This is a genomic window from Enterobacter sp. BIDMC92, assembly GCF_001030225.1.
In the GTDB taxonomy this organism is placed as follows: Bacteria; Pseudomonadota; Gammaproteobacteria; order Enterobacterales; family Enterobacteriaceae; genus Enterobacter; species Enterobacter sichuanensis.
The window spans coordinates 1,450,421-1,477,306 of the sequence record NZ_KQ087598.1; the positions used below are offsets into that span (position 1 = coordinate 1,450,421).

Genomic DNA, 26,886 nt, shown 5'->3' on the forward strand with positions numbered 1-26,886 from the left:
TCGCTCCTTAATCCAGTCGCCGTTTGGTTTTCATCCACGTCAAACCAATAAACATCACCGCTGAGGCCATTAAAAACAGCGTGTTGATAATCAGCACCACCGGAATATTCCCCGCCAGAAACAGGCTTTGCAGGGTACTCACGAAGTAGCGCGCCGGAATCACGTAGGTCACGGCGCGGATCACGGCAGGCATACTGTCTATCTGAAAGATAAACCCTGAGAGCATTATCGAGGGCAGGAAAGCGGCGTTCAGCGCCACCTGCGCGGCATTAAACTGGTTGCGGGTAATGGTGGAGATGAGCAGCCCCATGCCCAGCGTGCTGAGTAAAAACAGGCTGGTGATAAAGAACAGCACGATGAGTGAACCGCGATACGGGACGCCGAGGATAAAAACGGACACCAGCATGCAGAGCAGCATCGCCAGCATGCCGAGAAAGTAGTAAGGGATAAGCTTACACAGCAGCAGCTCGACGCGCGTCACTTCGGTTGAAAGCAGGGCCTCCATGGTGCCGCGTTCCCACTCGCGGGCGATCACCAGCGAGGTCAGTATCGCGCCGATCACCGTCATGATAATGGTCACCGCGCCCGGAATAATAAAATGCTGGCTGATGGCGGCAGGGTTAAACCAGTAGCGCGTCTCGACGTCGATCAGCGGTTCAAACGTCTCGCCACGATCCTCGGCGCGCTGCATTTGCCACAGCTGCCAGATCCCCTCTACGTAGCCCTGAACGAAGTTCGCGGTATTCGGCTCACTGCCGTCGGTAATGACCTGGATCGGCGCATCGGTATTCGCACGCGCCATGTTGGCGGCAAAATCCACAGGAATAACGATCAGACCGCGAATTTTCCCGGCCTGCATTTTCTGGATTAATTCCTGCCGGTTATCGCTGATGGTGGCATCAATGTAGGGCGAGCCGGTCATGGCGTGGGTGAAGTCCAGCGCCTCTTCGCTCTGCTGTTCCAGCAATATCCCAACCCGCAGCTTGCTGGAGTCCAGATTAATACCGTAGCCAAAGATAAACAGCAGCAGCAGGGGGATCACCACCGCAATCAGCCAGCTACTCGGGTCACGCACGATCTGCCGCGTCTCTTTAACGCACAGCGCGCGGACCCTGCGCCAGGAAATGGCATTACTGCGCATGGGCATTCTCCTTATCCCAGTCGTGGATGAGGGTGATAAACGCCTGCTCCATGGTCGGGTCCGGAACCTCATCGTCGGCGGCCTGCGCTTTCAGGTCGTCGGGGGTGCCGTGGGCAATCAGTTTGCCGCGATACACCAGCCCAATGCGGTCGCAATACTCCGCCTCGTCCATAAAGTGGGTGGTGACCATGACGGTCACCCCTTTTTCCACCATGCTGTTGATATGCAGCCAGAACTCGCGGCGGGTGAGGGGATCAACGCCGGAGGTTGGCTCATCCAGAAACAGAATATCGGGCTCGTGCATCAGCGAACAGGCCAGCGCCAGCCGCTGCTTAAAGCCGAGCGGCAGTTCGTCGGTGGCGTGAGAGGCGATGCTGGTTAACCCGAAGGCCTCGCTCATGCGGCGAATTTTCTCATTCTGCGCCCGCCCACGCAGGCCATACACCCCGGAGAAAAAGCGCAGGTTTTGCTCTACGGTCAGGTTGCCATACAGGGAGAACTTCTGCGCCATATAGCCCAGATGCTGGCGCGCTTTACCGGAGCTGACCTTAAGATCCATATCCAGCACCAGCGCTTTACCAGACGTCGGGACCAGCAGACCACACATCATCTTAAAGGTGGTGGACTTCCCCGCGCCGTTCGGCCCGAGCAGGCCAAAAATTTCCCCGCGCTTCACCGCGAAGTTGACGTTGTCGGTGGCGGCGAAATCACCAAACTTTTTGGTCAGGGATTTGGCTTCAATCACCGTTTCCCCGGGTGTCCCTTCCACCGTGTGCAGGATTGCGCCGAGGGGGGACTCCGATGTGCCGGCACCTCCCAGCAGGTCGATAAACGCATCTTCAAAACGCGGCGCGGTTTCTTCCATCTCGAGCTCAGGCATGCCCTGCGCACGGCGAATATCGTCAACGGTGGCCTCTTTTTTGAGGATCACCCGCACCGAGCGGCCCTGAATCATCCCGTCGCTGATCTGCGGCAGTTTCAGTACCCGCTGAAGCAGCTTGCGGTTGGATTCCTGCGGACTGTGCAGCAGGAAACTGCGCCCGGCCATGCTCTGCGTCAGCGTCGTCGGCTCGCCCTGGTAGAGCAGTTCGCCTTCATTCATCAGCAGCACGTCCCGACACTGTTCGGCTTCGTCGAGGTAGGAGGTACTCCAGAGGATCAGCATCCCGTCGCCTGCCAGCTCGTGCACCATCTGCCACAGCTCGCGGCGTGAAATCGGGTCAACGCCCACGCCCGGCTCATCCAGCAGCAGGACCTTCGGCTCGCCCACCAGCGTGCAGGCCAGGCCCAGCTTCTGCTTCATCCCGCCGGAGAGCTTGCCCGCCAGGCGGTCCGTGAAGGGACCGAGGGAGGTGAACGCCAGCAGGCGGGCGAAGGTTTTCTGCCGCGTTTCGCCGGTAACGCTGCGCAGATCTGCATACAGGTTCAGGTTTTCCATCACCGTCAGATCTTCATACAGGCCAAACTTCTGCGGCATATAGCCAAGCATGGCGTGCAGCGCACCGTCGTCCTTAATCGGGTCAAGACCCAGCACGCTGGCCGAGCCTTCATCCGGCTTCAGCAGGCCGGCCAGCATCCGCATCAGGGTGGTTTTGCCTGCGCCGTCCGGGCCCACCAGCCCGGTGACATAGCCTTTCTGGATGGTGCTGTTCAGCGGGGCAACCGCGGGTTTATCCATTCCCTTAAAGCGTTTAACCAGATTGTTGAGCTGAATAACCGCGTCATTCATGTCGTTCCCCGTTGTTCACTTTTACGGTAACAGGCATGCCCTGACGCAGCGCGTCGTCCGCATCGGTCACAATGATGCGCAGGCGATAGACCAGGTCGGTGCGCAGGTCTGGGGTTTCAACGGTTTTCGGTGTGAATTCGGCGGTAGGGGAGACAAAGCCCACTTTGCCGTGATACGGCTTGTCCGGGCGGCCATCCGTATAGAGCAGCAGCTCGCGGCCCGGCTGCATCTGGCCGAGATTCGGCTCGTCGATGTAAGCGCGTACCCAGACCGGGCGGGTCAGGGAGAGGGTTAAGACGGTGCTGCCCGCACTGAGCATGCTGCCCGGCTCCACGGCGCGGGTCATCAGCGTGCCGTCTGACGGTGCCACCAGCGTGGTGTCGTGCAGATCCAGTTCCGCCTGGGCCAGCTGCGCCTGCGCCTGTTCAAGGCTGGCTTTGGCCTGCGCAATGTCCTGCGGACGGTTACCGGTGCGGTACTGGCTCAGCTTGTCCTGGGCGGATTTCAGCGTCGCCTGGGCCTGATCGCGTGATGACCGGGCATTTTCCAGATCGTTAGCGGAAATCGTACGGCTTTTCCATAGCCCCTGCTGGCGGGCATAGAAGTTCTGCGCGTAGTCATAGGCCGCCTGCGCCTGTTTGACGGCCGCCGCGGCCTGGGCAATCTCTTCATCGCGGTAGCCGGCCAGCATCAGATCATACTGCGCCTGGGCAACGGACACGCCGGCTTTGGCCTGCAGCAGCGCATTTTCAAAAGGCGCTTTGTCGAGCATACCCAGCGTCTGGCCCGCCTTAATGGCATCGCCTTCGTCAACGTTCAGCGAGGCGAGACGTCCGCCGACCCGGAAACTCATGTTCACCGTGCGAATATCAACATTACCGTACAGCGTCAGGCCCCGGTCCTGATGGCTCTGATACCATAGCCAGCCACCGACTCCCGCAGCAAGCAAAACAACAACCACCAGAAGGATGGCGACAGGTTTTTTCATGACTTCAGGCTCCTTTGCGTTAAGCCTTGCAGGATCAGATCGAGATGACAGGCGATGACCTGGCTAATCTGCGCGGCTTTATCCTCATCAAATTGTGTCCAGCCGGTGCGTAACAGGATGGTCTCCCGGCCCAGACGGAAGGCCAGGATTTCACCCAGCAGGGCGTGGGTATGCAAAATTGTCCCGGTATCGTCGGCATCCCGTCCGGTATAGGCGGCAATGAGCCGGGTCAGGTGGGTATGCATCGGGGCAATCACCCGATCGTGTACCCGCTGGTAGGCGGCAGTGGGGGAGAGCTGCTCGCGGGAGATAAACTTGCTCAGGTTGAGCGTATCGTCGTGCGTCAGCAGGCGGATCATGTTGTGACAGGCATTAAGAATCAGCTGGCGGATGGCCTCGCGATCGGGCGCAGGCTGGCTGAGCAGCGCGGTGGCTTCCTCGACGTGCGGGTGAAATTGCGTGCCGATAAAATCGGCGATCCAGTCGGCGCAGGCGAGGTATAAATCCTCTTTTGAGCCAAAATAGTAGGGAATGGCAGCGATGTTCTGTCCGGCCAGCGCCGCGATATCCCGGGTAGTCGCGTGCAGCCCGTACTCGCCAAACTGCGCCAGCGCGGCGGCAATAAGCTGATTTTTGGCCTGTTCACCTTTTGATGTCGTCGGGGTTGTATTCATGGCGGCATTAAAAATTAATCAATCGATTGATTAAGACTATGCCTGATTCCCCTTCTCGTCGAGGGAACTGAGGGATATTTTATGCGCCACGTCACAAAAGCTGCTACACTCCGCCCCTTCGCGACATTGTGGTTTTTGTCCTCCTAATTGTTATATCTCCCTGAAAACTACACCTGTGATGGTCGGGGCGGTTCGGAGTTTTTATGTCTTTTGATTCCCTTGGCCTGAACCCGGAAATTCTGCGCGCGATCGCAGAGCAGGGCTACGTTGAGCCAACCCCAATCCAGCAGCAGGCGATCCCCGCCGTCCTGCAGGGCCGCGACCTGATGGCCAGCGCCCAGACCGGGACCGGTAAAACCGCGGGCTTTACCCTGCCGCTGTTAGAGCTGCTGGTAAAAAATCAGCCGCACGCCAAGGGCCGTCGCCCGGTCCGCGCGCTGATCCTCACCCCAACCCGTGAGCTGGCCGCCCAGATTGGTGAGAACGTGCGTGACTATAGCCGCTATCTCAACATTCGCTCGCTGGTCGTTTTCGGTGGTGTCAGCATTAACCCGCAGATGATGAAGCTGCGCGGCGGTGTGGACGTGCTGGTGGCCACGCCGGGCCGTCTGCTGGACCTGGAACACCAGAACGCGGTGAAGCTGGATAACGTTGAAATTCTGGTGCTGGACGAAGCCGACCGCATGCTCGACATGGGCTTTATTCACGACATTCGCCGCGTGCTGGCTAAACTGCCGCCGCGTCGTCAGAACCTGCTCTTCTCCGCGACCTTCTCCGACGAGATCAAGGCGCTGGCGGAAAAACTGCTGCATAACCCGCTGGAAGTGGAAGTGGCGCGTCGCAACACCGCCTCCGAACAGGTGACGCAGCACGTTCACTTTGTGGATAAAAAGCGTAAGCGGGAACTGCTCTCGCAGATGATCGGCCAGGGCAACTGGCAGCAGGTGCTGGTCTTTACCCGCACCAAACACGGCGCGAACCATCTGGCGGAACAGTTGAACAAAGACGGCATTCGCAGTGCGGCGATCCACGGCAACAAGAGCCAGGGCGCGCGTACCCGTGCGCTGGCGGACTTCAAGTCTGGCGATATCCGCGTGCTGGTGGCGACCGACATCGCCGCCCGTGGCCTCGACATTGAAGAGCTGCCGCACGTGGTGAACTACGAGCTGCCAAACGTGCCGGAAGACTACGTGCACCGTATTGGCCGTACCGGTCGCGCGGCGGCAACCGGTGAAGCGCTCTCGCTGGTGTGCGTGGATGAGCACAAACTGCTGCGCGATATCGAACGCCTGCTGAAGAAAGAGATCCCGCGTATCGAAACCCCGGGCTATGAAGTGGACCCGTCCATTAAAGCGGAGCCGATTCAGAATGGTCGTCAGGGTGGTCGCGGTCAGGGCGGCGGCGGTCGTGGCCAGCAGCCACGTCGTGGTGAAGGCGGTGCGCCGAAATCATCGGGCAAACCTCCGCGTCGTAACAACGAGGCCAAACCCGCCGGTGAAAATCCGTGGCGCAGTGGTGAAGGCAAGCCTGCAGGGGAAGGGCAGCGCCGACGCCGCCCGCGCAAACCTGCTAACCCGCAGTAATATGGAAGCCCGGTCGTAAAGCCGGGCTTTTCTTTTTGCGGCAGAGAAGAGAAAGTGCCACAATAGTGGCTGTTTATACAGTGTTTCAGGTTTTCCGATGGCTTTAACCGCTGCGCTCAAGGCGCAAATTGGCGCATGGTATAAGGCGCTACAACAGCAGATCCCTGATTTTATCCCCCGAGCGCCGCAGCGGCAGATGATTGCCGACGTGGCAAAAACGCTCGCCGGGGACGACGGGCGACATCTGGCGATTGAAGCCCCGACCGGCGTCGGGAAAACCCTGTCGTATCTCATTCCCGGCATCGCCATCGCGCGGGAGGAGGACAAAACGCTGGTGGTCAGCACCGCCAACGTGGCCTTGCAGGACCAGATCTTTAGTAAAGATTTACCGCTGCTGCGCAAAATCATCCCCGACCTGCGTTTCACCGCAGCGTTTGGGCGCGGGCGCTACGTGTGCCCGCGCAACCTGGCCGCGCTCGCCAGCAGTGAACCCGGTCAGCAAGATTTGCTGGCGTTTCTCGATGACGAGCTAACGCCGAACAACAAGGTCGAGCAGGAGCAGTGTGCAAAACTGAAAGCCGACCTCGATGGCTATAAGTGGGACGGCCTGCGCGATCACACCAGCCAGGCCATTAGCGACGACTTATGGCGCAGGCTCAGCACCGATAAAGCGAGCTGCCTCAACCGCAACTGCCACTACTACCGGGAGTGCCCGTTCTTTGTTGCCCGCCGCGAGATTCAGGAAGCGGAAGTGGTGGTCGCCAACCATGCGCTGGTGATGGCCGCACTTGAGAGCGAAGCCGTATTGCCGGAGCCCAAAAATCTGCTGCTGGTGCTCGATGAAGGCCACCATTTGCCGGACGTGGCGCGGGACGCGCTGGAGATGAGCGCCGAAATCACCGCGCCCTGGTTCCGTCTGCAGCTCGATCTCTTCTGCAAGCTGGTGGCAACCTGCATGGAGCAGTTCCGCCCGAAAACCACGCCCCCGCTGGCGGTGCCCGAGCGGCTGAGCGACCATTGCGAAGAGGTCTACGGCCTGATTGCCTCGCTCAACAACATTTTGAATCTTTATCTTCCGGCAGCCCAGGAGGCCGAGCACCGCTTCGCCATGGGAGAGCTGCCTGAAGAGGTGATGGAGATTTGCCAGCAGCTGGCGAAGCATCTGGAAAAGCTGCGCGGTCTGGCAGAGTTGTTCTTAAACGATCTCAGCGAGAAAACGGGCACCCACGACGTCGTGCGCCTGCACCGCATTCTGCTGCAGATGAACCGCGCGCTGGGGATGTTCGAAGCGCAGAGCAAGCTCTGGCGGCTGGCCTCGATGGCGCAGGCCTCCGGCGCGCCGGTTACCAAATGGGCCACCCGCGAAGTGCGCGACGGGCAGGTGCATCTCTTTTTCCACTGCGTGGGCATCCGCGTGGCCGATCAGCTGGAAAAGCTGATCTGGCGCAGCGTACCGCACGTGGTGGTGACCTCTGCGACTCTTCGCTCCCTTAACAGCTTCTCCCGTCTGCAGGAGATGAGCGGCCTGAAAGAAAAAGCGGGCGACCGCTTTGTGGCGCTGGACTCGCCGTTTAATCACTGCGAACAGGGCAAGCTGGTTATTCCCCGCATGAAATACGAGCCGCTGATTGACAACGAAGAGCAGCACATCGCGGAGATGGCGGCCTACTTCCGCGAGCAGGTCGAGAGCAAAAAATACCCCGGGATGCTGGTGCTGTTTGCCAGTGGGCGCGCCATGCAACGGTTCCTTGAGCACGTCACCGACCTGCGTTTACTCCTGCTGGTGCAGGGCGACCAGCCGCGCTACCGGCTGGTGGAAACGCACCGCAAGCGCATCGATGGCGGTGAGCGCAGCGTGCTGGTGGGGCTGCAGTCGTTCGCTGAAGGGCTGGATCTAAAAGGGGATTACCTGACGCAGGTGCATATCCATAAAATCGCCTTCCCGCCGATCGACAGCCCGGTGGTGATCACCGAAGGGGAGTGGCTGAAAAGCCTGAACCGCTATCCGTTTGAGGTGCAAAGCTTACCGGCAGCGTCGTTTAACCTGATCCAGCAGGTGGGACGCCTCATCCGAAGCCACGGCTGCTGGGGGGAGGTTGTTATCTATGACAAACGTCTGCTCACCAAAAACTACGGCCAGCGGCTGCTGAATGCCTTACCGGTGTTCCCGATAGAACAGCCTGAAGTACCGGAAATAAAAAAACGCCCGGCAAAACAGACTGACGGGCGACGGAAAAGCATCCGTGCTAAGGGGCGCGGTCCTACTGGTAAGTAAAGGTGGCCTGAACAACGCTACTGAAGGTGCCAGCCGTTACCGGCATCGATGTTGCGTAATAGCGTGCGGCCATCGGAAAATCAGCAGTATGGGTTGAGCCGTTAATCATCGTGTTGAAACTGGCTTGTGGGGCGAGGGTGATAAAATCTATCCGGTCTGCCAGTTCAAGGGCGAGGCCACCTGCTGTTCCCGTGTTGGCGTACTTGTTGGGATGCTTTGCGTCCGGCTGGCCATTGACCGTGATGGTGGCGACCATCAGGCTGGCAGGACAATTTGTCAGGAGAAGGTCAAAGTCTTTCCATTTCCCCGTATCACCGACGGATTTAAAATTGCTGGAAAGCGTCTGACCCAGATCGACCACCATGTTCTGGCTGCTGCTGTCCACCTGGCAGGTGGTATCGTAAATATTCCCTGCAATATTGACGGTGACGTCGGTTGCGGCCACCGGGAGAGTCGCCAGCCAAAGACAGTACAAAAACGGTTTCATCGGTTCATCCTTACTGATATTCAAGATCGATGGTGGCAACGGTATTGGCTGTTCCGGCCGTTACGGTGGCATCAGTCTGGTAATACTGAACGGAAAAGGGGATGACGTCGGGCACGTTGGGCTCGGTACTTCCGCCCACCGGAATAGGGTAGTTGTAGCGAAGATCGACGCCGTCAAGCAGCATTCGCACGCCGATACCCGTGGCGCTACCGCTGCCAGGCGTCAGGTTCAGGACATCAGGATACTGGCTGTTATAGCCATTCGCGCTGGTGACCGACGCGGTAAGATTGACCGTTTCAGTACAGGTTGCGGTGATATTGAATGATTTCCATGCCGTATAACTGCCCACATGGGTAAATTGTGAGACCGGGAAGTCCCCTAACGTGACCGTCAGATTGAGCGGGTCAATGGAGCAGGTGGCCGTTCTCTCCGAAATCGTAGTGGAATAGTGGCTGGTATTGCGGGCGCCAGAAATACCGACAGAGTTATATACCCCGAATCCAAACGGATCCTGCGCACTGGAAACTGTCCCCGCTGCGATGTGTGAGGCGGTTTTAATTAACCGTTCGGTATAGCTGAAAGAGAATGTTTGCCCGCTGTCGCTGCTGACACTGCCTACCGGCGTAGCGCTTGAGTCACAGGTATACCCCGTTCCGCGAACGACCTGCCCGCTGCTGTTCAGAAGCTCAATGCCAATGCCGTCAATATTGGTGGCATAAACGCCTGGCATGCCCGGCACTTCAGCTCCCGTCCCGTAATAACAGGCAATAAGGGTATGATTTGCAAGCGTTCCGGTGCAGCTGCCGCTGACGGTGTGCGTCTTTGCAGATCCCGGAATGACGCTGCCCGTGTCGAGGGTTGTTGGAACGGACAGCGTGCCGACATTAATGTTATAGGGCAGATCGGCACTGTCGCAGGTTGTCGCCGCATGGGCGTGCGGCATGAGACATACGCTGATGAGGAGCACCAGCAGCGCAAAGGCATATTTAAACATGTTCATTTTTCCCCGGAAAAGTCATACGCATTGCGCCGTGATGTTAAGAACAGCACCGTCGTCTTTCGCCGGCAGGTGATACGCCGCGGAACAATGGCTGTCGGCGGTTTTTCCCCAGCTGACCTTCACCGTGCCTTGCTCATGCATACCGGTCAGGTAGACCTGACCGCCGTCACCGACAATAAATTCACCGTCCTGATGGACCTGCGAGGCCGTTGCCCCAAACGGAATCGGCCGACCATCCGCGCGTGTTAAGGTCATCAACACCCGGCTGCCAACGTGGGTTTCATAATGCGCGCGCACAATCGCGCCGCGCGTTGGTGTCACCGTTTTCGCGGCCTGGTCAATATCCGCATTGCCCGGCAGGGTCTCGGTATTCAGCGCGAGGGTGTTATGTCGATATGGCGTGACGTACGGCACAATGGCGTAGCCGCGGAAATCCGTATTCACGCCTGTCTGATTGGTGATGTTCGTGTCGTCTGCGCCCGGCGCTTCCACCAGCGCTGCGGTCTCACCCATTGGTTGACCGAGGGTGATGCCGTGAGCATGGGCAATCACACTGCCCTGAAGACCGACGTTGAGCTGTTGCTGCTGGTTGTCCTGCGAATAGCCAGCGCTCACTTCACCATAGGTGCCTTTGTAATCGCCGTTCAGGCTGGTGCTGTCGCCGCTGCTCTGGCTGTGGCCCTGCTGCACGCCCCAGCTGAGATTATTGCCCGCCAGCGCGGTGCCGTTCAGGCCTACGCTTTGGGTTGTGTCGTGTCTGGTGCTGTTCAGGTTGTAGTTCACCCAGGTGTTGCTGAGCCAGCGATCGAGGGGAACAGAGACGTTGAACGCGAGGGTCTGTTCGCTGGTTTTCTCATTATTATCGTCACTGCCGCCACGCGTGTTTTTATCCAGCCCGTAACTCAGACCGTAGCTGATCCCGTGCCAGGCGTTGTTATAGCCGAGGCTCAGGGAGGTCATCCCCTGGCTTGCGTTCCAGTAGTTCTCTTTCACCAGGCTTAACGTCAGCGAACCAAACGTGCCGCCGAGCGACTGGTCGACAGTGGCCTCTTCACGGCTGCGCCGGGTATCCGGGGTTTCCCAGTCATCATTGCGGGTATGGGAATCCAGGGTGTCCTGCAGGGTGTAGAACCCCTTGCTGTTATAGCGATAGCCGGCAATGGAAAAATGGGTGCCAGTGGTGGCGAAATCTTTGCTGTAGCGGATGCGCCAGGAGCGACCGTGGGTGGCATCCTGGTCCTGCATCTCCGATCTGGCGTCGGTGACATCCACTGAAAACGCGCCGAGCTCGCCGATGTTCTTCCCGAACCCCAGCGCCAGCGCTTCGTAGTACTGGCTGGCCTGCACGCCGCTGTAGGCCGTAAAGCCATAAGGCAAACCGTAGATTGCGGTCCCCTGGATGAACGGCGTTTTCTCGACGTCGCTGTCATAGCTGCGATAGCGCCCCGCGGTAAGGCTGTATTTAAAGTGGCCTTCACGCTGCAATACCGGCACCGACGCGTAGGGCACGACAAAATGTTGTTCACTGCCGTCCGTCTCTTTCACGGTGACGTTCAAATCTCCACTCCCGCCGGTGGGGTAGAGGTCGTTAATCTCAAACGCGCCGGGTGCGACATAGTTCTGGTAAATGACGTAACCGTTCTGGCGGACAATCACCTGAGCGTTACTGTGCGCGGTACCGCGGATCACCGGCGCAAACCCTTTCATGCTGTCCGGCAGCATATCGTCGTCCGAGGCGATCTGCGCCCCGGTGAAAGAGATGCTGTCAAACACGTCCGCAGGGGAAGAGCTTTGCCCGAATTTGACGTTACCGCCAAGCGGCACGATATCGCGCTGGGCATAGGTATAGACGGAGGAAAACGCACTCTCCGCGTCACCGTCACTGCTGGTTTTGCTCCAGGTGGAGTAGTTCCGTAAACGCCACGCCCCGAGGTTAAGACCCGGACGCAGGTTAAGAAATTCACTGTGCTGATCGGTACTGTTTTCACCTTTGCCGCGGTTGTTCCCGGCGCTGAAGCTGTAATTCAGCAGCAGGGCGTTAATTCCCTCGTCGTATTCCTGCGGGTCGACGTAATCACGCGGGACCTGGGTAATCGCGGTCTGCGGAATGCTTAACAGCAATTGCTGGGGATTAACATGAAACGTTGCGCTGGCGGAGGGGATGAGGCTCAGATCAATACATTGGGCCTTATCGTCCTGCACGTATTTATCGATATTAATGCCGAAGCTTTTTAACTGAGCCGCGCTCAGGCACGGCTGCAGCGTTGATTTTCCGCTGGCGTCTTTTTTCAGCGTGAATTCAATCTCTTTGGCTGCAACTTTATTGTTGTTAACGAACACGTCGACGTGGTATTTACCCGGCGCCTGGCCTGGGCCAATCTCAAAGATACTCAGGTCAGTCTTTCCCTGGCTCGGGTTGTCAATATCCAGCAGCGCCGGGTTGAAATAATCATCGGCCAGAACTTTTTGCACACAAACACCCAACAGGGTACAACCCAATGCAATCAGCATTGAGCGCCCGTGTTGTTTGGGTGGTTCGGTGGAATATTCCCAGCTCATAATGATGTTTAGCGAATCCAGCGGTTATTTAATTTGCGCAGAATATGACTGGCTAATACCGCCGTAGTCATTGATGATTTTCCAGCTCACGGTATGTGCAGTTATATTTCCCGGGGCGGTGAAAACCGTTTCACTTTTCGGTGCGGCATAGGTGGCTTTGTCAACTTTTTTACCGTCGAGTTTTATTTCCTGGAAATTCATATAAAACGGCGTGGGGTTTTCGATAATCAGCTGATTTCCCCGCGTGTGCCAGGATAATTGCGTGGTCATATCTTCCGGATTACCGGTAATACTCGCCGGGCGATACAGCAATTTAATTCGGGTTTTAATCGCGATCTGCAGCGTGTTGATGTTTGCATTGCGCTCGGAAGAGGGAATGGATTTAATATTCAACCAGAACAGCGATTCGCGATCGGCGGGTAAATTCCCACCGGTTCTGATGATACGCAGCACGTTTTCCTGCTTTCCGTCAAGGCGGAACAGGGGCGGCGTGATCAGGAACGGGGCTTTCTCGCGTGCGTTATCTTCCGTTTCCACCCATGACTGGACAAGGTAGTCGAGGTTGTCCGGGTTGGTGATTCCAATGGAAGACTCTTTTTTATTTTCTGGATAGACCACGCGCGTACCGCCGATAGTAATACCGGCATGGGCGACAGAGACAATAAATAAAAAGGAGGAGGCCAGAAGATATTTTCGCATAGTGAAACCGTCATCAAGAAATAACAGATATTAGCCACTGGGGTAGCTAATATCTGTTTTATTAGTTGTAAACGATGGTGAAGGTGGATGCAGCATTCGCCACGCCGGCGGAAACGGTTCCTCCGGTCTGGATATAGCGTGCACCAAACTCCAGATCGTTCGTTGTAGTACCTGACGTGAGGGTATACGCAGCGGAAGACGTATATAAACTCAGTGGGGTTTGCGTTTTATCCAGCAACTGAACACCCACTCCTGACGCGGTACCGGTTCCTGACGTCACAGCAAGGATATCCTTATTGTTACCATCAGGTGTCCCGCCGAATGTTACCGAGGCGCTGGTAACAGTATCGGGACAATTTTTAAGTTGAATACTAAAGCGAGTAGTCGACGTCGTCGAACCACTTCCGGTAAATGCCGATTTCGCAACCTTACCTAATGATACGGTAAGTGGATTGCTTAATCCGTTTACAACCGTACATGCCGAGTCAATAACTTCACCGGTGAAATTAATTTGACCCTCACCACTGGATGCAATAGCAGAAACGGAAGCACACGCCATCCCGGCAGCGATCCCCGCAATAATTAATTTTTTCATTTAAATCCTCTGAATGAAAATAGGACACTTCGGGTATTAATCATCACGTGGCTGATTAATTCGGCAGGAACTATCGCTGAGAACTATCTTTCGTTCAATTTAACTTCAGACCATTTTTACCCTCGAAGCGCCTTCGGCGGGGCGGGGAGAGGAAAATGATTACCCGCCAGGCATTTATCAGGGCTATAGTATCTGCAAAGAGCCGCAAGGAGAGATGTCGTGGATTATCGTAAAATTATCAAAGAGGTAGGGCGAGGAAAAAACCATGCCCGCGACCTGGATCAGGAAACGGCCCGTGCCCTGTACACCCATATGCTCAACGGCGATGTTCCCGATCTGGAGATGGGCGGTATCCTGATTGCGCTCCGTATTAAAGGCGAAGGGGAAGCGGAGATGCGCGGCTTCTATGAAGCGATGCAGGCGCAAACGCTGCGTTTAACCCCCCCGGTAGCAAAACCGATGCCGATTGTCATCCCCACCTATAACGGCGCGCGCAAGCAGGCGAATCTCACCCCTCTGCTGGCGATTCTGCTGCACAAGCTGGGTTTTCCGGTGGTGGTCCATGGCGTCAGCGAAGATCCCACGCGCGTGCTGACGGAAACCATCTTTGGCATGTTAGGTATTGAACCGACGCTGCACGCCGGCCAGGCGCAGGCGAAGCTGGATGGCCATCAGCCAGTCTATATTCCGGTGAAGGCACTCTGCCCGCCGCTGGAAAAGCAGCTGGATATGCGCTGGCGCATGGGCGTGCGCAACAGCGCACACACGCTGGCGAAACTCGCCACCCCCTTTGGCGAAGCGGATGCCCTGCGCCTCTCCAGCGTGTCGCATCCGGAGTACGTGACGCGTGTAGGCACATTTTTTGAAGAGATTGGCGGCAGGGCACTGCTGATGCACGGCACAGAAGGGGAGGTATACGCCAACCCGCAGCGCTGTCCGCAGCTGGTCTTAATCGATCCCGCAGGCACGCGGCCCGTACTGGAACGTCAGGAAGAGAATGTCGGCGTGATAGTGCCTGAGGCAAAAGATCCGCATACCACCGCCCACTGGATTGAGCAGTGTCTGGCCGGAAATGTGCCTGTTCCGCATTCGATCAAACTCCAGATGGCCTGCTGTCTGCTGGCGACCGGAGAGGTGGAGTCAGTCGAGGCCGGGCTTGCACGCGTGGCGCAGGCGTTTTAGATAAAAAAAAGCCCGTCCAGTGGCGGACGGGCAAGCAAGGGTAACAAACAACAGGGTCAATGAGGGTTGGAGCAGCTCACCAGAGGGTATGGCGAGGGGACAGCATTCATTCAGTCGATTATTTGTAGATAACCGCAGTACCGCTCAGCTTGTTATTGGTGTTCGCGGAAGTGATGCTGTATCCGCTTGCACCGGCAGCTGCCGCTTTCTCAGCCAGTTTGGCTTCCAGACCGTCCAGCGTGGTCGCGCCTTCTGCACTCACCACACCGATTTTATTCATGTTTTGCGCCTGAGCTGGAGAAACAGGTTCTGCAGCGAATGCACCAAAAGACAGAGCAGACAGGGCAACAGCAGCAACAGCATATTTGATGGTTTTCATAATTAATCTCTCGCAGGTTATTCTGTTAAGGGGACGATGTTCCGTCGATGTGATAAGTATCACGCTTTTTTCCGACAGATAAAATCGAAGAGAATTGACGTGGTTGCTCAAAAAAATTGAATGACAAATAACTTATTGAATATTAATAAATTCACAAGAGGGATTTACATTTCTTGTCGCTGCGCTTTACAGAGGCGTGATGAAGGGCACATTTTGCTACGCGGCGGGCAAAAAATCGTGAGCGTAAAGGAACGCATTTTCGGGGTTTACTTAGGTAAAGGAAAGTCAACGTAACTGGCTGTCTTTCGATCCTCTGCGATTATATCCCGAATGAGATTTATTTTTCGAATCTTTATTCTGCTGGCACTGGATGCATAACCGCACACCGGGAATGGCTTTACGCCGCGCCTCCGGGATGGGCTCTCCACATTCTTCACATTCCGTTAAGCTCTCACCGCGCGGAATTTCGCCGCGAGCGCGGGCAACGGCATCTTCAATTGTACTGTTGATCTGTTCGTTAACGGCGTCGTCATTCGCCCATCCGGAAGCCATGGCATTCTCCTCACACGGGGGTTATCTGAGTCATATGGGGTCAAAAAATGTGCAATCAAGACAGGGGGATGAGAACTGCACCTGTCGGCCAGATGCAGTGATTCTCAGAAGGGGAGACTATTTATAGATGGTTGCTGTGCCATACATGTGGTTATCGCCACCGGCGGAATTCACCACGAAGCCTTTCGCACCTTCCTCGCGGGCTTTTTCAGCCAGTTTATTTTGCAGATCGTCAAGGTTGCTGGCACGGCTTACCGACACGGTGCCCGCAGGGCGGAGCTGGCTGGTATCGGTACTTTGGGTCAGTGACTGAACGGCCATGGCAGAAAATGACGCGGTGGCCAGAACACCGGCAACAACGACAAGGGTCAGATATTTTTTCATAATCACATCCTCAGGGGAAACAACAGGTGATTCCCTTTAAGTTTAGAAGCCGGACGAGTGTGATTAGGCGCAAATATTTGATGATGATCTGCTTATTTTTTGAACGATGTTAATTGACAATTCGCTGACAGATCATAGACATAAAGGTGTTTGATTTATGGCGTTTTTTTAAGCGCAGAAGAGAAAGATTTACCGTTGGGCCAGCAAAGGGTATCTTACGCCGCTGTTTAAAGGAGAATGCCATGACTTCCCAAAAGCCGGGATTGCACCCGCGAAATCGCCACCGCAGCCGCTACGACATGAAGGCCTTATGCCTGAGCTGCCCGCCGCTGCAGGATTACCTTGTTCAGACCCCAGCAGGTGAACCGTCGGTCAACTTTGCTGACCCGCAGGCGGTTAAAATGCTGAACAAAGCCCTGCTGGCGCATTTTTACGGTGTGGCGCACTGGGATATTCCGGAAGGCTTTCTCTGTCCGCCTGTACCAGGCCGCGCGGATTATGTGCACCATCTTGCCGATCTCCTCGCAGACGATCGTGACGGCGTGGTACCCCAGAACGCTTCCGTGCTCGATATCGGGACCGGCGCGAACCTGATTTATCCGCTGATCGGCGCGCATGAGTATCACTGGCGCTTTACCGGAAGCGAAATCGGTGCCGAGGCCTTCGCCAGCGCCCAGGCGATTATCAGCGCTAACCCGGGATTAAGCCGTGCTATTCGCCTGCGTCGTCAGAAAGACGCCGCCTCTATTTTCAACGGCATTATCCATAAAAATGAAAGCTACGACGCGACGATGTGCAATCCGCCGTTTCATGATTCAGCCGCCGCCGCCCGCGCGGGCAGCGAGCGCAAGCGCCGCAATCTCGGTCAGGCGGAAGACGCTGCGCTGAACTTTGGCGGCCAGCAGCAGGAGCTGTGGTGTGAAGGGGGCGAAGTCGCATTCATTCTGCGCATGATCGCAGAAAGCAAGCAGTTTTCCCGTCAGGTGAAGTGGTTCACAACGCTGGTTTCCCGGGGAGATAACCTGCCGCCACTGTACCGCGCGCTGACCGAAGCCGGTGCCGTCAAAGTGGTGAAAAAAGAGATGGCGCAAGGCCAGAAACAGAGCCGTTTTATCGCCTGGTCGTTTATGGACGATAATAAACGTCGCAAATAACACGCCGTCGTAGGCCGGGTAAGGCGAAGCCGCCACCCGGCTCGGTCACAGCGTCGGCTCCTGCGGAGGGAGCGGTGAGGCGGGCGGTGACAAGACCTGATATGTCTGCACCGGCATCCTTACATTTGCCAGATCAAAGTGTTTTTTCACCATGCTGTCGAGGGCAAAGCGCACCGTCCACTGCTTCAGCGGCTGGGTGGTGAAGGAGACGCGAAGGGTAAATGCCGTATTCGTCAGCCCGACAATGCCGGCAAATGATGGCTCGCCAATCACCAGCCCGCGAATATCCTCCATCTGCATCAGCTCTTCTACCGCATCTTTCAGCGCCTGCTTCGCTTTGTCTGCATCCTCATGACGATCCACATCGTAGTTCGCCACGACGGAACCAATCCCGCGCACAAAGTTGGCGAAGGTAGTGATCGAAGACCAGGGAATAATATGGTACGCCCCGGTGTCCTGACGCACGCCGACAGATCGGATGGACATGCGCTCCACCGTGCCGGTGAGCGGCCCAATCGTCACCAGATCGCCGGTATTCATCCCGTTCTCAAACTGGATAAAGATGCCGGTAATAATATCCTTCACCAGCGTCTGTGACCCGAAGGAGATCGCCAGCCCCAACGCACCGGCACCGGCCAGCAGCGGGGCGATATTCACGCCAATCTCGGACAGCACAATCATGATGGTGATGGTACTGATAATTACCGCCAGCGCATTGCGGAACAGCGTCAGCAACGTGCGGGCACGCGCGCTGGGCAGCGGCCTGCCGTGAATGTCGGAGACCAGACGGTTCTCTATCAGGCTTGCCAGCAGCGTCCAGCCGACGGCAGAGAAGAACAGGATCAGCGCGATTCGAATTAAAATATCAACGGTCTTTTCCCCGGCACCGTTATGCAGCCAGTTCCAGAAATCGAACAGCCCCCAGGCGTTGAGCAGCAGCATAATCGCCACGCAGACGGTCAGGATGCGCGCGACCTTGAGCGAGACTGACATCCAGCCGTTCACCCGTTTTTGCAGTTCCGGGTAATTGCGCTGCACCTGCGGTGAGAGGGTGATGGTTTTTGATATCCAGCGGGATAACAGGCCCGACACAAACGCCGCGATGCCGATAATGGCCAGGCTTTTGAATGTGGCACCCATCATAAATTTCAGGCTATTACCCGGGTCGAACAGCGAAAAGAAGCACAGCACAATGAAATAAGCGCTGGCCAGCCAGTGCCACACGAGGGCGAAGGCGCGAATAAAGAGGCTAAAGAACGAGAGGGAGCGATCGGCCAGATGCAGCAGACTCTCGGTGATGGTCTTTTTATTATGGAAGATGAGGTACAGCGACCAGACGGTAATGCACAGCATGATCACCACATTTGCCAGCGCGCCAAACTGGACGTTCACCTGGTTCGAGATGATCGGCACGGCCACCAGCAGACCATAACCAATTAACCCGCTGAGCACGCTCAGACGCAGCGCCCAGTATTTCGCGCTCTCATCCCGTATGGAAAAAGGACGCAGTTCCGGCACGTGGGGGCAAAACAGTAGCCGCAGCAGTGCCTTGAAGAACTCAATCAGGGCAAAGGCATTGAGGAACAGCGATTGCTGGAAGGCGATGGTTTTGTTGCCCGCATTCAGCCTGTCGGCCAGCATCTGGCCTAAAAACAGCGTCAGCGCCAGCAGCAGTAAATCGATGATAAACGCTGACGCGATCATCAATGGCAGGTGGAGCCAGCTGCTTCTCTGCTGATTCTTCCTGCGACCCCATTGTCCCATTTTGCGGTACAGCGGCCACGCGCTCAGGCGCACCAGCCAATAAAAAAGAAATACTGCGCCCGCCAGCATCAGGAACTGCGTGGCGGCGACGGTAAACGTTTGTGGGTTAAAGGGCTTATGCGGTGAGCCAATCAGATTACGATAGAGCTGGGCAAAGCGTGAGGAGAGGGCTTCGCCATAGTGGCGGCTGACGTCGGTGACGTTTTCCAGCACCGTTTTTTGCTCCTCCACCTGCGGAGGGATGATGTCAGGAACCGGCTCCTGTGACGGCGTGGCGGCGACTTTTCGCAGCTGGCTGATGAGCTCCTGGCGGGAAGCATCGTTCTCAAGAACGTCGACAAGGGCGCTGTAGGCGGCTTTTTTCTGTTCGACATCGGGCTCTGGTGGCGGTGTATTTTCCTTCGTCGCGGTCGTTCCGGTGGTGACGCCGGGGATCGTAACGGCGAACGATGGCGCACTAAACAGGCTTATCAACAGCAACAGGATCCACGGCACGGCGTCCTCCGGTGAAAATGTCGAACAAAATGATAAGTATAGAAGTCGGGACGCAGAGGAGGATTTTTGAGAACAATCTGGCGTAAAAAAGCCGGGCATGCCCGGCTCAGCGTAACGCGGTGGATCAGGAGACGTGCTGCAGGAACTCCTGCAAACGCGGGCTCGGCGGATTCGCGATTAATTCCTGCGGGTTACCGTCTTCCGCGATACGGCCTTTATCAATAAAGATCAGACGGGAAGCCACTTTCTCCGCAAAGCCGATTTCGTGGGTCACGATAACCATCGTCATCCCTTCTTCGGCCAGATCCTGCATGACCTTCAGCACTTCATGACGCAGTTCCGGGTCAAGCGCTGAGGTTGGCTCATCAAACAGCATCATTTTCGGTTTAACCGCCAGCGCGCGGGCAATCGCCACACGCTGCTGTTGGCCGCCGGAGAGCTCAGAAGGGTAGTGGTGCGCACGCTCTGCCAGACCCACTTTCGCCAGCAGATCTTTTGCCAGCGCTTCGGCCGCCGCTTTGTTGGCGCCGCGCACGCGCAGCGGGCCAAACATCACGTTTTCCAGCGCCGTCAGGTGCGGGAAGAGGTAGAACTGCTGGAACACCATGCCCGCTTCCTGACGAATCAGACGGTCATCCACTTTCGGGTCATTCACCTTCAGACCATCGACGATCAGATCGCCGCTGGTGATCTCTTCCAGCTTGTTGATGCAGCGCAGCAGAGTCGATTTACCGGAGCCGGACGGCCCGATAATCACCACCACTTCACCCTGTTTGATGCTCAGATCGATATTGTGCAGCACCTGGGTTGGGCCAAAGTGCTTGGAAACGTTTTTAAATTCAATCACAGGATTTTCATCCTTCTTTCAAGACGACGCAGAACGAAGCTCAGAACCAGAGTAATGATCAGGTAGACAACGGCTACCGCACTCCAGATTTCCAGCGCACGGAAGTTGCCAGCGATGATCTCCTGGCCCTGACGGGTCAGCTCAGCCACGCCGATAACAATGAACAGCGACGTATCTTTAATGCTGATGATCCACTGGTTACCGAGCGGCGGCAGCATGCGGCGCAGCGCCAGCGGCAGAATAACGTGACGGATCGTTTCGCGACGAGAAAGACCTAACGCCAGACCGGCTTCACTGAAACCTTTATGAATCGACAGCACCGCACCGCGGGTGATTTCCGCAATGTAGGCGCCTGAGTTGATCATAATGGTGACGACGGCGGCGCTGAACGGGTCGATGCGCAGGTCGGTGAACGCCATGGGCAGGGCGAAGTAAATGAACATGACCTGCACGACAATGGGCGTGCCGCGGATCACTTCGATGAATACCAGTGCGATGTGGTTTGCAATCCAGCCGCCGTAGGTGCGGGCGAAACCGGCGACAAGACCGATAATCAACCCACCAACCAGACCCAGGACCGAAATCCACAGGGTCATTTTAGCGCCTTCAAGCAAGAGTGGAATGGCAGGCCAGATGGCGCTCCAGTCAAACTGCATGATAATTTCCTGTTACTGTTACCGTGTTTCAAAAATATCAGGGGCGAAAGGTCGCCCCCGAGTGAACGTCATTTTTACGTCTTATTATTTAGGCTCGGTACCGAACCATTTTTTGTAGATTTCGTTATAAGTGCCGTTCTCTTTCAGCGTTTTCAGCGCGCCGTTAACTTTGGTGCGCAGCTCGTCGCTGCCTTTCGGGAAGGCGATACCGTACTGCTGTGCTTCCAGAGACTCACCCACCGCTTTGAACTTGCCGTTGCCCGCCGTTTTGATGAAGTACAGGATGTTAGGCGTGTCGTGCAGAACCGCGTCAGCGCGGTTGGTGCCGAGTTCCATGTAGGCGTTATCGATGTTCGGGAACTGGCGCAGGTCTTTGGTTTTGATATTCGCTTTGGCGTAATCAACAGAACCTGTGCCGCTCTTCACTGCAACCACTTTGCCGTCGAGATCTTTCACGCTTTTTACGTCGTTATTATCGGCTTTGACCATCACCAGCAGGCCGCTTTTGTAGTAGCCGTCAGAGAAGTCGATCGCTTTTTTACGCTCATCAGTGATGGTGATACCCGCCAGCGCCAGATCTACGTTTTTGGTTTGCAGTGCCGGGATAATGCCGCTGAAGTCCATTGGCTTCAGGGTGTAATCCAGCTTGAGTTCTTTTGCGACAGCGGCCCACAGATCCACATCAAAACCAACGTATTTATCACCCTGTTTGAATTCAAACGGAACGAACGCCGTGTCGGTCGCCACAACCAGTTTGTCGGCAGCCTGAGAGGACACCGCAAAAGCCAGGGTAAGTGCAGCCAGTGAAACTTTTAATACAGACTTCATAGCATTTCCTTTTATATCCACGGGGCGATCCCCTGCGAGAACACGTGGCACAATGAAAAAATCGTGCCAACTTTACAAGCTATTGTTTTGTAAAGGGGATGATGTCATGCATTGCACAATAAACGTGGCAATGGCGTTCTGTTGCACCAATGTGGAGCACTGTTTTGGTGCGTCTGGTTTGGTGCAACTGACGGGGAGACATTTAGCGGAAATTCTGACGAAAAAACAATCTTTCGTTAACGGTTGTGTGAGGTGATTATTACAATTTCTTCACTTTTGCACGGTCTCAGGCAAAAAGTGTGCACCATAGATGTGCAAAACCCTCGCCAGTGGGCGAGGGCTTAATAGATAATTCGTATGAATTATTCGATGTTAGATTCGATAAACCACAAGAATTGATCCAGGTCGCGGGAGGCAGCAGTGAAGATGTCTGCGGTATCTTCGTCTTTCGCCTGGCTGATGGCTTTACGCACATCGTTTGCCACGATGGCATAACGGTCCGCCAGCTCTTTCAGGTGCTCCTGAACGGTATGGATATCCAGCGGATAGCTTTTCAGTGGCGTTTTGCTGTTGATCACCTGCGTGGTACCCAGCGCCACACCGCCCAGCTGCACAGCACGTTCGGCCATGGTATCGAGGTGGGTCACCAGTGCTGTGCGGAAGCCATCCAGCATTTCATGAACGGCAATAAAGTTTGCACCGCGCATATTCCAGTGGGCCTGTTTGGTGATCAGCGAAAGATCGATGAACTGGATCACCTGGCGATTGAGCAACTCAATCGTTGCTTTTTTGTCGCTGTCCGATACATCGTTACGGGTATAAAGCAGATTAGACGCTTTCGTTTTCACCAGTTTAGCGGTACTCATAATCTCATATCCTCTTGATGTTTATGTCCCAGGTAATTACGGAACTAAGTATAGCACCGGATTTTTTCCCTGCGGTCTGGCTGTGCCTATTGGTTTAATAGCAAGAAGTGCGTTGTATTTTTAACTCACTGATAGACAAGGAGGATTCTGGAATTGATGCAGATCAATCTTAATTCTGCTTACCGCTTTGGGTACGAGGAGAATATGTCTTCTTTGTGACAAAGCATGTCCGGAAATATAAGGGTTTTCTCCCTGGCATTTATTCTGCATGACAATGAAGCCATGCAGAATATACGTCATTAGCTAAGGTCTACTTTCTGAACTTTTGACTCGGGACGCATGGTGAGCGTCGAGCCCATAGATGCCGCAATAATGGAGCACAGTGCCAGCGTCTGGGTAAAGGTCAGGGTTTCACCGAGGAAGATCATCCCGGAGATAGCGGCAAGCGCGGGCTCCATGCTCATCAGCGTACCAAAGATGCGTGTGGGCAGGCGGGTGAGGGCAATCATCTCCAGCGAATAGGGCAGCGCAGTCGAGAGGACGGCGACAGCGAGCCCAACCGGCATCACTGACCATTGCCAGATGGACTCCGTGGCCTGCGCCATGCCGAGCGGCACAAAGATGATGGCCGCTATTAATGACCCCAGCGCGACGGTCGCCGGCCCATGCTCTTCCCCGGCACGTTGACCCGTAAGGATATAAACCGCCCAGCAGGCTCCCGCCCCCAGAGCCAGCGCGGCCCCCGTCAGGTCGATCTCTGAAACGTTCTGGCCCAGCGGTAACAGGAACCATAATCCCAGAACGGCTAATATCACCCAGATAAAGTCAACAGGCCGACGGGACGCGAAAAGCGCCACTGCCAGCGGGCCGGTAAATTCCAGCGCGACGGCAATACCCAGAGGAATGGTCTGGATAGAGAGATAGAACATATAGTTCATTGCCCCCAGCGCCAGTCCGTAGAAAAGCAGCGGAAGTCGCTGCGCTTTCTGGACACGCAGCCGCCAGGGTTTAAAGATGACCACGAGGATCAGGGTGCCTAATGCGATACGCAGCGCCGTCACGCCCGGCGCGCCCACCAGCGGGAAGAGTGATTTCGCGAGTGATGCGCCGCTCTGAATGGACAACATCGCAATCAGTATTACAGCAACCGGCATCCAGACCGACGACCTGCGGGATAACCCTGGCATCCTTTCTCCTGTCATGTTTTGTCAAAAAGGGTAAAAGCCGCAGTGTAATGGAAATATGGCGCAACGGTTGAGCTACTGTTGAAAAAAAACCAGGGAAAATCCGTAAAATAGATAAGCACTGCTGGTTTTATCGCCTGCCAGATTAGGAATAATCTGGATGAATGTAACGGCATTGACGCGCACTATTGGCGTTTTGCAGCAGAAATCCTTCGTGATTTGAATAAGATAACTGTCGATGGAAACGTTCTGTTACAGGAAAGGCTTCGTTAGACATCACGAATCACAAAGAGTTTCGCAAATTTTTTTGATATATTTAAAACTTACGGACTTACTTGAAGCACATTTGAGGTGGTTATGAAAAAAATTGCATGTCTTTCAGCACTGGCCGCTGTACTGGCTGTTTCCGCAGGTACCGCTGTAGCTGCTACTTCTACTGTAACTGGTGGTTACGCTCAGAGCGATATGCAGGGCGTGATGAACAAAGCTAACGGTTTCAACCTGAAGTATCGTTACGAGCAGGATAACAACCCACTGGGCGTGATCGGTTCTTTCACCTACACCGAGAAAGATCGTTCTGAAAACGGCGCATACAACAAAGGTCAATACTACGGTATCACCGCAGGTCCAGCTTACCGTCTGAATGACTGGGCAAGCATCTACGGTGTTGTTGGTGTTGGCTACGGTAAATTCCAGCAGACCGAAAACGAAGGTCTGAACCGCACTGCAAGCAACAGCGACTATGGCTTCTCCTATGGCGCAGGCCTGCAGTTCAACCCAATCCAGGACGTTGCTCTGGACTTCTCCTATGAGCAGAGCCGTATCCGCAACGTTGACGTTGGCACCTGGATCGCGGGCGTAGGTTACCGCTTCTAATCACTTCGGTGATTAAATAAAAAATCCGCCCACTGTGGCGGATTTTTTTTTGCAAGGTAAAAGCAAAACGGCAACCCTGGGTTGCCGTTTTTACTGTTTTTTCCCTCTCCCCGTGGGAGAGGGCCAGGGTGAGGGCATCAGGCCGCTACTTACTCTTAATATCGAAAATATCCGTACCCAGATGGTTGTAGTCAACTTTCTGTAACTTGAAGTTGGTAACGTACACTGGGGGCGCTTTCTTGTTTGAGACAAACGGGTAAACATTTTTTATCTGTCCGGCAGTAATCCCCGTCCACTGCGAGAAGAACTGCAGGAAGTCATTTGCCGAACGACGCGCTTTAATGATGCGGTGCGTTTTATCATCACTCGACAGCACCATAAACGGTACCTGGAAGTTCTGCTGGAACTTGTCATCGTGCGCCAGATACTGCACCTCTTTGCCGCGCTCTTTAAACGCCAGCCCGTGATCCGAGAAATAGACCATGGAGAAGCTATCGCCCGTATTGCGTAACTGCTCGTACAGCTTGCTGAGCAGGTCGTCGGTTTGCGTCATGGTGTAGAGATAGCACGAGGTCTCTTTGGACTGCACAAACTCCGCGTACTTCCCGCCAGTACGGTCGCACGCCTGCGGGTGTGACCCCATCAGGTGCAGGACAATCAGCTGAGGCTGCGTGCGCTGGGTGGCAAAGACCTGCGCCGTCATCTTAAGCAAGGCTTCGTCTTTGGTGTTTTTATCGGCTTCAAAATCACCGTTTTTCAGGAACTGCACTTCATCAGCCCGTTTGGCGATGCTGGCGATGGCGGTATCGTATTCGCCAATTTGCCCCTGATTGGAGAACCACCACGTCTGAAAACCTGCGCGGTTTGCCAGAGTGACGAAATTATCCTGATACTGGGGTTTGCCATCCACCACCCGGTTAAGAGTCAGGCCGAGCGATTTCTGCGTCGAGCCGCTGGCCGCGACATAATCGGTAAACAGGGTCCCCTTGACCGAATCAGCAAACGGGGTGTTATTCCAGTGCCCGCCAAACGCCCCCATGGCATCGCGACGCGCGCTTTCACCAATCACCACCACATAAGTGTGATATTTCGGCTTCACCGCCAGCACGTTCCAGGTGTCTTTCATATTGGAAAGCTCAGCCATACGCGCCTGTTCGTCGAGCACCTCTTTATTGTTCACCACCACATCTTTCACGAAGCGGAAAACCGGATAGCCTACATTGATCAGCCTTAGCTTGCCGTCCCAGGGAATATTCTGGATGGGGGCGACAAACGCCACGGCAACGCTGAACACCAGACAGAGTACTTCGATCTTACCCCAGGATTTTTTCTCGTCAGACTGACGACGAATGGCGATAACGCCCAACGCGAAGATAAAGAGCCCGACCACGTAGCTGTACCACGGGAAGATCGTCAGGATCTCCGTCGACTCTTCCATGTTGGTCGAGTGCAGCGCCAGCAGGGTATTAAAGTTTGGCGAGCCGTACGCCTGACCAAACGGAAAATAGAGCGCAGCAACCAGCGAACATATGCCGATTAACGCTTTTTGCACACGTGGCGCGGTTCGCCACAGCAGGTGCAGAATGCAGGTAAAAGCCACTGCGTAGAGCAGACTAAAGGGATAACCGAGTGCAAAGTTAATCAGTAATGACTGCAAAAAGTAAAATCCCGTCCACGGGCTTAAGGCCCGGCTGCGGGTCACAACGGTATCTATCAGGGTTAAATTCATAGGTCACTATCATGGATGAAAACGCCATGTGCTCACCCTGGCGTCAAGGGTCATAACCTGCCTGACAGTGCGTGGAGAGGGAATGAGGGTCCGCTTCAGCGAGCCGCAAATTGTGCAGGGCTGCAAGAAGATAGTGCGAGCGCTAAATAATATCAACAGTTGCTAAGCAGATGTTTTGCGAAGGGGATTGCAAATCCGTAAAAAAGATCGGGAATAGGGCGGCTAAAAGCCAGTTTACAGCGAGAGTGTGACGGGAAAAT

At 55.3% G+C, this 26,886-nt stretch carries 24 protein-coding genes; 5 read left to right on the plus strand and 19 right to left on the minus strand.

The window, feature by feature from the left end; all coding sequences use genetic code 11:
• Positions 1-7: 7 nt before the first annotated feature.
• The 4 genes from SP99_RS06625 to cecR are packed head-to-tail and all read right to left on the minus strand — an operon-like array spanning position 8 to position 4,532.
• A complete protein-coding gene (locus SP99_RS06625) occupies positions 8-1,141 on the minus strand; it encodes an ABC transporter permease (RefSeq protein WP_047958072.1) in 1,134 nt (377 codons plus the stop codon).
• Positions 1,131-2,870 carry an ATP-binding cassette domain-containing protein gene (locus tag SP99_RS06630; RefSeq protein ID WP_047958073.1) on the minus strand — a complete coding sequence of 580 codons (1,740 nt, stop codon included), beginning with the start codon at positions 2,868-2,870 and terminating at the stop codon, positions 1,131-1,133. The genes SP99_RS06625 and SP99_RS06630 overlap by 11 nt, the downstream gene beginning before the upstream one ends.
• Positions 2,863-3,858, minus strand: a complete 996-nt coding sequence (hlyD, locus tag SP99_RS06635; protein ID WP_025757256.1) for a secretion protein HlyD — start codon at positions 3,856-3,858, stop codon at positions 2,863-2,865. The genes SP99_RS06630 and hlyD overlap by 8 nt, the downstream gene beginning before the upstream one ends.
• Complete coding sequence (gene cecR / locus SP99_RS06640) at positions 3,855-4,532, minus strand: transcriptional regulator CecR (protein WP_025757257.1); 678 nt, start codon at positions 4,530-4,532, stop codon at positions 3,855-3,857. The genes hlyD and cecR overlap by 4 nt, the downstream gene beginning before the upstream one ends.
• A 203-nt stretch (positions 4,533-4,735) precedes the next feature.
• Here cecR and rhlE point away from each other — a divergent pair, with 203 nt between their 5' ends.
• Both rhlE and dinG read left to right on the plus strand, forming a co-directional pair.
• Entirely contained in the window at positions 4,736-6,115 is a 1,380-nt protein-coding gene (gene rhlE / locus SP99_RS06645; RefSeq protein WP_025757258.1) for an ATP-dependent RNA helicase RhlE, read from the plus strand.
• 97 nt (positions 6,116-6,212) lie between these two features.
• Positions 6,213-8,390 carry an ATP-dependent DNA helicase DinG gene (gene dinG, locus SP99_RS06650; RefSeq protein WP_047958074.1) on the plus strand — a complete coding sequence of 726 codons (2,178 nt, stop codon included), beginning with the start codon at positions 6,213-6,215 and terminating at the stop codon, positions 8,388-8,390.
• On the opposite strand, the gene SP99_RS06655 is transcribed toward dinG, so the two are convergent.
• The 5 genes from SP99_RS06655 to SP99_RS06675 all read right to left on the minus strand — a co-directional run bounded on the left by SP99_RS06655 (position 8,377) and on the right by SP99_RS06675 (position 13,730).
• Entirely contained in the window at positions 8,377-8,877 is a 501-nt protein-coding gene (locus SP99_RS06655) for a fimbrial protein (RefSeq protein WP_047958075.1), read from the minus strand. The two genes, dinG and SP99_RS06655, sit on opposite strands and share 14 nt — an antisense overlap.
• A 10-nt stretch (positions 8,878-8,887) precedes the next feature.
• Positions 8,888-9,877, minus strand: coding sequence for a fimbrial protein (locus tag SP99_RS06660; protein ID WP_047958076.1), 990 nt, complete (start codon positions 9,875-9,877; stop codon positions 8,888-8,890).
• 15 nt (positions 9,878-9,892) lie between these two features.
• Positions 9,893-12,388 (minus strand): fimbria/pilus outer membrane usher protein, encoded by a 2,496-nt coding sequence (locus SP99_RS06665; RefSeq protein WP_047958077.1) that lies wholly within the window; start codon positions 12,386-12,388, stop codon positions 9,893-9,895.
• A gap of 72 nt (positions 12,389-12,460) precedes the next feature.
• Positions 12,461-13,135, minus strand: a complete 675-nt coding sequence (locus SP99_RS06670) for a fimbrial biogenesis chaperone (protein ID WP_047958078.1) — start codon at positions 13,133-13,135, stop codon at positions 12,461-12,463.
• Positions 13,136-13,196: 61 nt separating this feature from the next.
• A complete protein-coding gene (locus tag SP99_RS06675) occupies positions 13,197-13,730 on the minus strand; it encodes a fimbrial protein (RefSeq protein WP_047958079.1) in 534 nt (177 codons plus the stop codon).
• Between the two features lie 219 nt (positions 13,731-13,949).
• Between SP99_RS06675 and ybiB the strand changes: the two genes are divergently transcribed.
• The gene (gene ybiB, locus SP99_RS06680) at positions 13,950-14,912 is read left to right on the plus strand and encodes a DNA-binding protein YbiB (protein ID WP_047958080.1); all 963 of its coding nucleotides are present in this window, start codon (positions 13,950-13,952) and stop codon (positions 14,910-14,912) included.
• A 118-nt stretch (positions 14,913-15,030) separates the two neighbouring features.
• Here the strand turns inward: ybiB and ybiJ are convergent, their stop codons facing one another.
• From ybiJ to mcbA, 3 genes are all read right to left on the minus strand, one after another.
• Positions 15,031-15,291: a DUF1471 family protein YbiJ gene (gene ybiJ / locus SP99_RS06685; RefSeq protein WP_025757265.1), complete on the minus strand. Its 261-nt coding sequence runs from the start codon at positions 15,289-15,291 to the stop codon at positions 15,031-15,033.
• Between the two features lie 285 nt (positions 15,292-15,576).
• Positions 15,577-15,843: a DksA/TraR family C4-type zinc finger protein gene (locus tag SP99_RS06690; RefSeq protein WP_047958081.1), complete on the minus strand. Its 267-nt coding sequence runs from the start codon at positions 15,841-15,843 to the stop codon at positions 15,577-15,579.
• Positions 15,844-15,960: 117 nt separating this feature from the next.
• Entirely contained in the window at positions 15,961-16,227 is a 267-nt protein-coding gene (mcbA, locus tag SP99_RS06695) for a DUF1471 family periplasmic protein McbA (RefSeq protein ID WP_025757267.1), read from the minus strand.
• A gap of 242 nt (positions 16,228-16,469) precedes the next feature.
• On the opposite strand from mcbA, the gene rlmF reads away from it, so the two are divergent.
• Positions 16,470-17,381 carry a 23S rRNA (adenine(1618)-N(6))-methyltransferase RlmF gene (gene rlmF / locus SP99_RS06700; RefSeq protein ID WP_047958082.1) on the plus strand — a complete coding sequence of 304 codons (912 nt, stop codon included), beginning with the start codon at positions 16,470-16,472 and terminating at the stop codon, positions 17,379-17,381.
• Positions 17,382-17,426: 45 nt separating this feature from the next.
• On the opposite strand, the gene ybiO is transcribed toward rlmF, so the two are convergent.
• The 6 genes from ybiO to rhtA form a co-directional block, all read right to left on the minus strand.
• Complete coding sequence (gene ybiO, locus SP99_RS06705; protein ID WP_047958083.1) at positions 17,427-19,640, minus strand: mechanosensitive channel protein; 2,214 nt, start codon at positions 19,638-19,640, stop codon at positions 17,427-17,429.
• A 124-nt stretch (positions 19,641-19,764) separates the two neighbouring features.
• Entirely contained in the window at positions 19,765-20,487 is a 723-nt protein-coding gene (gene glnQ, locus SP99_RS06710; RefSeq protein WP_025757270.1) for a glutamine ABC transporter ATP-binding protein GlnQ, read from the minus strand.
• On the minus strand, positions 20,484-21,143 hold the full coding sequence (gene glnP, locus SP99_RS06715) for a glutamine ABC transporter permease GlnP (RefSeq protein WP_003858462.1): 660 nt from the start codon (positions 21,141-21,143) through the stop codon (positions 20,484-20,486). The genes glnQ and glnP overlap by 4 nt, the downstream gene beginning before the upstream one ends.
• An 84-nt stretch (positions 21,144-21,227) precedes the next feature.
• Positions 21,228-21,971 carry a glutamine ABC transporter substrate-binding protein GlnH gene (glnH, locus tag SP99_RS06720; RefSeq protein ID WP_025757271.1) on the minus strand — a complete coding sequence of 248 codons (744 nt, stop codon included), beginning with the start codon at positions 21,969-21,971 and terminating at the stop codon, positions 21,228-21,230.
• 362 nt (positions 21,972-22,333) lie between these two features.
• Positions 22,334-22,837, minus strand: coding sequence for a DNA starvation/stationary phase protection protein Dps (gene dps, locus SP99_RS06725; protein ID WP_025757272.1), 504 nt, complete (start codon positions 22,835-22,837; stop codon positions 22,334-22,336).
• Between the two features lie 299 nt (positions 22,838-23,136).
• Positions 23,137-24,024 carry a threonine/homoserine exporter RhtA gene (gene rhtA / locus SP99_RS06730; protein ID WP_025757273.1) on the minus strand — a complete coding sequence of 296 codons (888 nt, stop codon included), beginning with the start codon at positions 24,022-24,024 and terminating at the stop codon, positions 23,137-23,139.
• 354 nt (positions 24,025-24,378) lie between these two features.
• Between rhtA and ompX the strand changes: the two genes are divergently transcribed.
• Positions 24,379-24,897 (plus strand): outer membrane protein OmpX, encoded by a 519-nt coding sequence (ompX, locus tag SP99_RS06735; RefSeq protein ID WP_025757274.1) that lies wholly within the window; start codon positions 24,379-24,381, stop codon positions 24,895-24,897.
• Between the two features lie 145 nt (positions 24,898-25,042).
• On the opposite strand, the gene SP99_RS06740 is transcribed toward ompX, so the two are convergent.
• Positions 25,043-26,626, minus strand: a complete 1,584-nt coding sequence (locus SP99_RS06740) for a phosphoethanolamine transferase (RefSeq protein WP_047958084.1) — start codon at positions 26,624-26,626, stop codon at positions 25,043-25,045.
• Between the last annotated feature and the right edge of the window lie 260 nt (positions 26,627-26,886).

What these genes read in the sequence shown, in the direction of transcription:
- SP99_RS06625 (WP_047958072.1), bottom strand. Translation starts at nt 1,141, where the DNA reads ATGCGCAGTAATGCCATTTCCTGGCGCAGGGTCCGCGCGCTGTGCGTT.
- SP99_RS06630 (WP_047958073.1), bottom strand. Translation starts at nt 2,870, where the DNA reads ATGAATGACGCGGTTATTCAGCTCAACAATCTGGTTAAACGCTTTAAG.
- hlyD (WP_025757256.1), bottom strand. Translation starts at nt 3,858, where the DNA reads ATGAAAAAACCTGTCGCCATCCTTCTGGTGGTTGTTGTTTTGCTTGCT.
- cecR (WP_025757257.1), bottom strand. Translation starts at nt 4,532, where the DNA reads ATGAATACAACCCCGACGACATCAAAAGGTGAACAGGCCAAAAATCAG.
- rhlE (WP_025757258.1), top strand. Translation starts at nt 4,736, where the DNA reads ATGTCTTTTGATTCCCTTGGCCTGAACCCGGAAATTCTGCGCGCGATC.
- dinG (WP_047958074.1), top strand. Translation starts at nt 6,213, where the DNA reads ATGGCTTTAACCGCTGCGCTCAAGGCGCAAATTGGCGCATGGTATAAG.
- SP99_RS06655 (WP_047958075.1), bottom strand. Translation starts at nt 8,877, where the DNA reads ATGAAACCGTTTTTGTACTGTCTTTGGCTGGCGACTCTCCCGGTGGCC.
- SP99_RS06660 (WP_047958076.1), bottom strand. Translation starts at nt 9,877, where the DNA reads ATGAACATGTTTAAATATGCCTTTGCGCTGCTGGTGCTCCTCATCAGC.
- SP99_RS06665 (WP_047958077.1), bottom strand. Translation starts at nt 12,388, where the DNA reads ATGCTGATTGCATTGGGTTGTACCCTGTTGGGTGTTTGTGTGCAAAAA.
- SP99_RS06670 (WP_047958078.1), bottom strand. Translation starts at nt 13,135, where the DNA reads ATGCGAAAATATCTTCTGGCCTCCTCCTTTTTATTTATTGTCTCTGTC.
- SP99_RS06675 (WP_047958079.1), bottom strand. Translation starts at nt 13,730, where the DNA reads ATGAAAAAATTAATTATTGCGGGGATCGCTGCCGGGATGGCGTGTGCT.
- ybiJ (WP_025757265.1), bottom strand. Translation starts at nt 15,291, where the DNA reads ATGAAAACCATCAAATATGCTGTTGCTGCTGTTGCCCTGTCTGCTCTG.
- SP99_RS06690 (WP_047958081.1), bottom strand. Translation starts at nt 15,843, where the DNA reads ATGGCTTCCGGATGGGCGAATGACGACGCCGTTAACGAACAGATCAAC.
- mcbA (WP_025757267.1), bottom strand. Translation starts at nt 16,227, where the DNA reads ATGAAAAAATATCTGACCCTTGTCGTTGTTGCCGGTGTTCTGGCCACC.
- rlmF (WP_047958082.1), top strand. Translation starts at nt 16,470, where the DNA reads ATGACTTCCCAAAAGCCGGGATTGCACCCGCGAAATCGCCACCGCAGC.
- glnP (WP_003858462.1), bottom strand. Translation starts at nt 21,143, where the DNA reads ATGCAGTTTGACTGGAGCGCCATCTGGCCTGCCATTCCACTCTTGCTT.
- glnH (WP_025757271.1), bottom strand. Translation starts at nt 21,971, where the DNA reads ATGAAGTCTGTATTAAAAGTTTCACTGGCTGCACTTACCCTGGCTTTT.
- dps (WP_025757272.1), bottom strand. Translation starts at nt 22,837, where the DNA reads ATGAGTACCGCTAAACTGGTGAAAACGAAAGCGTCTAATCTGCTTTAT.
- rhtA (WP_025757273.1), bottom strand. Translation starts at nt 24,024, where the DNA reads ATGCCAGGGTTATCCCGCAGGTCGTCGGTCTGGATGCCGGTTGCTGTA.
- ompX (WP_025757274.1), top strand. Translation starts at nt 24,379, where the DNA reads ATGAAAAAAATTGCATGTCTTTCAGCACTGGCCGCTGTACTGGCTGTT.
- SP99_RS06740 (WP_047958084.1), bottom strand. Translation starts at nt 26,626, where the DNA reads ATGAATTTAACCCTGATAGATACCGTTGTGACCCGCAGCCGGGCCTTA.